Annotated in this window: 7 protein-coding genes and 3 tRNA genes; 8 read left to right on the top strand and 2 right to left on the bottom strand. The window is 71.5% G+C overall.

Features of this window, described 5'->3' with window-relative positions:
• Positions 1 to 62: 62 nt before the first annotated feature.
• Positions 63 to 368, bottom strand: coding sequence for a YtxH domain-containing protein (locus GTW40_RS23990; protein WP_161182250.1), 306 nt, complete (start codon positions 366 to 368; stop codon positions 63 to 65).
• A gap of 170 nt (positions 369 to 538) precedes the next feature.
• On the opposite strand from GTW40_RS23990, the gene GTW40_RS23985 reads away from it, so the two are divergent.
• The 4 genes from GTW40_RS23985 to GTW40_RS23970 all read left to right on the top strand — a co-directional run bounded on the left by GTW40_RS23985 (position 539) and on the right by GTW40_RS23970 (position 1919).
• Positions 539 to 611, top strand: a tRNA-Asn gene (locus tag GTW40_RS23985).
• 6 nt (positions 612 to 617) lie between these two features.
• Positions 618 to 690: transfer RNA gene (locus GTW40_RS23980), tRNA-Asn, on the top strand.
• A gap of 176 nt (positions 691 to 866) precedes the next feature.
• Positions 867 to 943 (top strand) — tRNA-Ile (locus GTW40_RS23975).
• A 103-nt stretch (positions 944 to 1046) separates the two neighbouring features.
• Complete coding sequence (locus GTW40_RS23970; RefSeq protein WP_161182249.1) at positions 1047 to 1919, top strand: class I SAM-dependent methyltransferase; 873 nt, start codon at positions 1047 to 1049, stop codon at positions 1917 to 1919.
• 19 nt (positions 1920 to 1938) lie between these two features.
• Here GTW40_RS23970 and GTW40_RS23965 read toward each other — a convergent pair whose 3' ends face one another.
• On the bottom strand, positions 1939 to 2358 hold the full coding sequence (locus GTW40_RS23965) for an ArsI/CadI family heavy metal resistance metalloenzyme (RefSeq protein ID WP_161182248.1): 420 nt from the start codon (positions 2356 to 2358) through the stop codon (positions 1939 to 1941).
• A gap of 79 nt (positions 2359 to 2437) precedes the next feature.
• Between GTW40_RS23965 and GTW40_RS23960 the strand changes: the two genes are divergently transcribed.
• From GTW40_RS23960 to GTW40_RS23945, 4 genes are all read left to right on the top strand, one after another.
• On the top strand, positions 2438 to 2806 hold the full coding sequence (locus GTW40_RS23960) for a metalloregulator ArsR/SmtB family transcription factor (protein ID WP_161182247.1): 369 nt from the start codon (positions 2438 to 2440) through the stop codon (positions 2804 to 2806).
• A complete protein-coding gene (locus tag GTW40_RS23955; protein WP_343245773.1) occupies positions 2803 to 3546 on the top strand; it encodes an MIP/aquaporin family protein in 744 nt (247 codons plus the stop codon). Before GTW40_RS23960 ends, GTW40_RS23955 begins: the two co-directional genes overlap by 4 nt.
• A 19-nt stretch (positions 3547 to 3565) precedes the next feature.
• On the top strand, positions 3566 to 3973 hold the full coding sequence (locus GTW40_RS23950; RefSeq protein WP_161182246.1) for an arsenate reductase ArsC: 408 nt from the start codon (positions 3566 to 3568) through the stop codon (positions 3971 to 3973).
• Between the two features lie 83 nt (positions 3974 to 4056).
• Complete coding sequence (locus tag GTW40_RS23945; RefSeq protein WP_161182245.1) at positions 4057 to 4614, top strand: hypothetical protein; 558 nt, start codon at positions 4057 to 4059, stop codon at positions 4612 to 4614.
• Positions 4615 to 4621 lie beyond the last annotated feature (7 nt).

The following is a 4621-nucleotide window of genomic DNA, read 5'->3' as shown; positions in this document are numbered from 1 at the left end:
AGGGAGGGGGGGGAGGGAGTGGGGCGGCCGCCGAGGTGGCTGCTCGGGCTCCCCTCCGAGGGCTACGTGTTGCTCGTGCCCCAGTCGTCCTCCGTCCGGGTGTGGCCGTTGCGCTCGCGGAGGGAGCGGACGCGTTGGGCGACCGGTTCGGGGACGTGTTCGCCGACTTTCTCGCCGACCGTGTGCAGCGCCTTGCCGGCGTAGACGCGGCCCTGGTGGGCGGCGGTCTCGGCGGTGTTGCGCACGGCCGGGTTCTGCGCGATCCCGCGAGCGGCCTTCTTCATCTGCTCGTACCGCTCGTGCCCGGACCGCGTGCCGAGCACGTAGCCGACGGCCAGTCCGGCGACGAACGTGAGCCGATAGCGCATGGCGGCCACCCTTCCCTTCCGTAGTCCCTGCCCAGATTCATGGTGCTGTGTGGGGGCCGAGGGGTACCGATTGGCGGAGCACCCCCCTGCTTGCGCTAATGTATGTGTCGCAGCGACCGCCCGCCCCCTGGCGAATACCCAGGTAGGTGCGTTCGATGCAGACGAAGCGATCCCCTGTAGCTCAATTGGCAGAGCAGCCGGCTGTTAACCGGCAGGTTACTGGTTCGAGTCCAGTCGGGGGAGCTTCGATCCCCTGTAGCTCAATTGGCAGAGCAGCCGGCTGTTAACCGGCAGGTTACTGGTTCGAGTCCAGTCGGGGGAGCGCGCTGAACGAGGACCCCTTCGGGGTCCTTTTTCATGTCCGTGGGAACCGCTCTGGCCTGGGGGAAGTCCTCAAGGTCAGGAAGCAGCGCGGAAGCCGACCATCCGAAGCAGGAGATCGTATGAGCGGCTATGCTGCGGCAGACGGCGCGCACACATGTACGCGACACGCCGCGAGGGGCGGTAGCTCAGCCGGTTAGAGCAGCGGACTCATAATCCGTCGGCCGTGGGTTCGAGTCCCACCCGCCCCACCAACAAGGCCGTACTGCAGGAACGTTCTCGCCTGCGGTACGACGCGGGCCCCTCCCTCCCGGAGGGGCCTTCTCGGTTTTCGGGGGTGATGTTGAATGGGGCCCCATGAGCGAGAGCGAGCGGGCGGCCAGTCGGACGGCGGTGCTGGTCTGTCAGGGGCGGGCGGCGGCGGACGGCAGGTTCGCCACGGATCGCTTCGGTGATCCGGTGGCGGTGCGGCTGTTGCGCGCGGAGGAGCGGGAGGCCGTGGACGAGGTGCGCGCGGGGACGCCGCCGGAGGGCTGGCGGGCCCGCATGGCGTACGAGAGCGTGCGGGCCTGTGCCGAGGTGGTCGTGCCGCGTACCGTCGCGATCGACGACGCCGTGCGCGCCCGGGTCACCGGCCAGCTCGTGATCCTCGGCGCGGGTCTCGACACCCGTGCCTGGCGGCTGACCGAGCTGGCGGAGACCGACGTCTGGGAGGTCGACCATCCCGCCTCCCAGCGGGACAAACGCGCCCGCCTGGCCGAGGCCGCGCCGGAGGTCACCGCCCGCTCCGTACGCTTCACTCCGGTCGACTTCGCCACCGACGACCTCGGCGCCGCGCTGGACGCCGCCGGTCACGATCCCGCCCGGCCGACCGTCTGGCTCTGGGAGGGCGTCGTGCCCTACCTGACCCGCGACCAGGTCCGCGCCACCCTGTCCGCCCTCGCCGCCCGAACGGCCCCCGGCAGCACCCTCGTCCTCAACTACCAGGCGCCCTCGGTCAAAGCCGCCGCGGGCCGCCTTCTGACCCGTCTCCTCGGCAGCGCCGTCACGGCGGGCGAACCCTGGCGCTCCCTGTGGAGGCCCCGCCGCATGGCCTCCCTGCTCGCCGAGTACGGCTTCCATGTGGCCTCGGACGACTCCCTCTTCACCCTCGCGGTGAGCCTCTACAGCCCGGCCGGTGGGCACACCTCCCTGCGGTCGGGGCGGGTGGCGGTCGCGGAGAGCGGCTGAGGGCGACGGTGAGGGCCGGTCAGGTGCCGCAGCATCCGCCCGTCGGGGCGGCGGTGTCCTTGGCCCGTGTGTCCGCGTCCGCCTTCACCACGTACACCTCCCACGGTTCCTTCCCGGGGCCGTGGACCCAGACCTTGTCCTGGAGGGCGTAGCAGCAGGAGGTGTCGGTCTCCTCCAGGGTGACGAGGCCGGATTCCTGGAGGCGGGTGGCCGCGGCGGTGACCTCCTCCGTGCTGGAGACCTCGACGCCGAGGTGGTCCAGACGGGTGTCCTCGCCCGGCTCGCCCTCGATGAGGACGAGCTTGAGCGGGGGCTCGGTGAGGGCGAAGTTCGCGTAGCCGGGGCGGCGCTTGGCCGGCTCGGTGGCGAAGAGGCGGGAGTAGAAGGCGACGGAGCCTTCGAGGTCGGCGACGCGCAGGGCGAGCTGAACACGGGACATGACGGTCTCCCTGTCTTGTTTCGACGGATGTCGATATGGCGAGCTTGCTCGCTGATTCGACGAGTGTCAACATAGACGCATGTCGAAATCTGAGTTCGTCGTGCTGGGGCAGGACGACACGGGGGAGTGCTGTACGCCGCTGGTGCGGGAGCCGCTGGGCGACGACGCCGCCGTCGATCTGGCCCGGATGTTCAAGGCGCTGTCGGACCCGGTACGGCTGCGGCTGCTGTCGCTGATCGCCTCGCACGAGGGCGGGGAGGCGTGTGTCTGCGACCTGACCGGGCCGTTCGAGGTGTCCCAGCCGACGATCTCCCATCATCTGAAGGTGCTCCGCGAGGCCGGTCTCGTCGGCTCGGAGCGGCGCGGCACCTGGGTCTACTACTGGGTGCTGCCCGCCGCCCTGGCCCGGCTCTCCTCGCTGCTCCAGGCGCCGGGAACCTCCCGGTGACGAACGCGGCCCCGCTCGCGCGCCGCGCCGCCGCGGAGTTCGTCGGGACGGGGGCGCTCGTCGCGGTCGTGGTCGGCTCCGGCATCCAGGCGACCGCGCTGTCCCGGGACGTCGGCGTGCAGCTCCTGGCCAACTCGCTGGCGACCGTGTTCGGCCTGGGCGTCCTGATCACGCTGCTCGGGCCCGTCTCCGGCGCCCACTTCAACCCGGCGGTCACCCTGGCGGCCTGGTGGACCGGGCGCCGGGAGGGGACCCCGCGGCCGCGCCAGGTGGCCGTCTACGTCACGGCCCAGCTCGCCGGGGCGATCGGTGGCGCCGTCCTCGCCAACGCGGTGTTCGGCGAGCGGCTGGTGCGGTGGTCCGGGCATGTGCGCTGGGGCGCGCATCTGTGGCTGAGCGAGGTCGTCGCCACGGCCGGGCTCGTCCTGCTGATCCTCGGCCTCACCCGCATCGGTCGCGCACACGTCGCGCCGGTCGCGGTCGCCTCGTACATCGGCGCGGCGTACTGGTTCACCTCCTCCACCAGCTTCGCCAACCCGGCCGTCACGGTCGGCCGGGCCTTCACCGACACCTTCGCGGGCATCGCGCCCGCCTCCGTACTGCCCTTCATCGGCGCCCAGTTGGTGGGTACGGCCGTCGGTGTCGGGCTGGCCGTCGTCCTGTTCGGGCGACCGTCGGCTCCCACCGAGGATGCCGTCCAGCCGCGTACCGAGCCCGACTCCGTCTCCGTCCGCCCCTGACCTCTTCGAAGGAACACCCGTGCCCAACTCCTCAGTCCCTTCTGTGCTGTTCGTCTGCGTGCACAACGCCGGACGCTCTCAGATGGCCGCCGCCTTCCTCGCTCATCTGTCCCAGGGCCGCATCGAGGTCCGCTCGGCCGGTTCCGCTCCCGCCGACACCGTGAACCCGGCCGTAGTCCAGGCCATGGCCGAGGCGGGCATCGACATCTCCGCCGAGATCCCCAAGATCCTCACCCCCGAGGCCGTCCGGACCTCCGACGTGGTGATCACCATGGGCTGCGGCGACACCTGTCCGTACTACCCCGGCAAGCGGTACCTGGACTGGCAGCTGCCCGACCCGGCGGGACAGGGGGTGGAGGCCGTCCGGCCGATCCGGGACGAGATACGGGAGCGCGTGAGCGGGCTGATCGAGGAGCTCGGGGGCTGAGCGCGACTGGAGGGCAGGTGTGGTGACTCGTTCCTCCGGGTGAGTTGCCCGACAGCTTGAGCCGGGCGCGGCAGCATGGCCCCATGGATCTCGATTTTCAGCTGGTGCTGCTGCGGCGGCTGGCCGATCACCATCCCGAGTTGGCGGAGGACGCCCGGTTGCGGCTCGGGGCGTCGTTGACCGAGATGCGGGAGGTCAACCGGCGGTGGCAGGCGATGGCGCGGTCGAAGAAGTGGCGGTCGGCGGCGGAGCGTTACCGGGTGGTGCTGGGGGCGCCCGAGGTGGTCGAGGCGCGGGAGGTGGGCGGGATGGCGTGCGAGGCGTGGCAGTGGGGGCTGTCGCTGTGGCCGGATCTGCGGTTCGAGGTGCTGGTGGGGGAGGGCGGGGCCGTGCTCACCGAGTGGCTGGTGCGGCGGCCCGAGGCGGCCGTTCCGCTGCCGCGCACGCTGGAGGACCTCACCGGCTGGTCGTACACGCTGGACGAGGTGGCCCGGGCCTTCGCGCCCGTACGGCCCGTGCAGAGCACCGCGCCGACCCGGCAGGCGCTCGTCTTCACCGCCCCCGACCGGGAAGGGACGCCCCACGAGGTCGCCGCCGAGTTCACCTGGGGGCTGCTCCAGCGCACGGCCCTGCGGGACTGACCGCCCG

This window comes from Streptomyces sp. SID4985, assembly GCF_009863025.1.
GTDB lineage: Bacteria > Actinomycetota > Actinomycetes > Streptomycetales > Streptomycetaceae > Streptomyces.
This window is presented reverse-complemented; position numbering and strand designations above follow the sequence as displayed.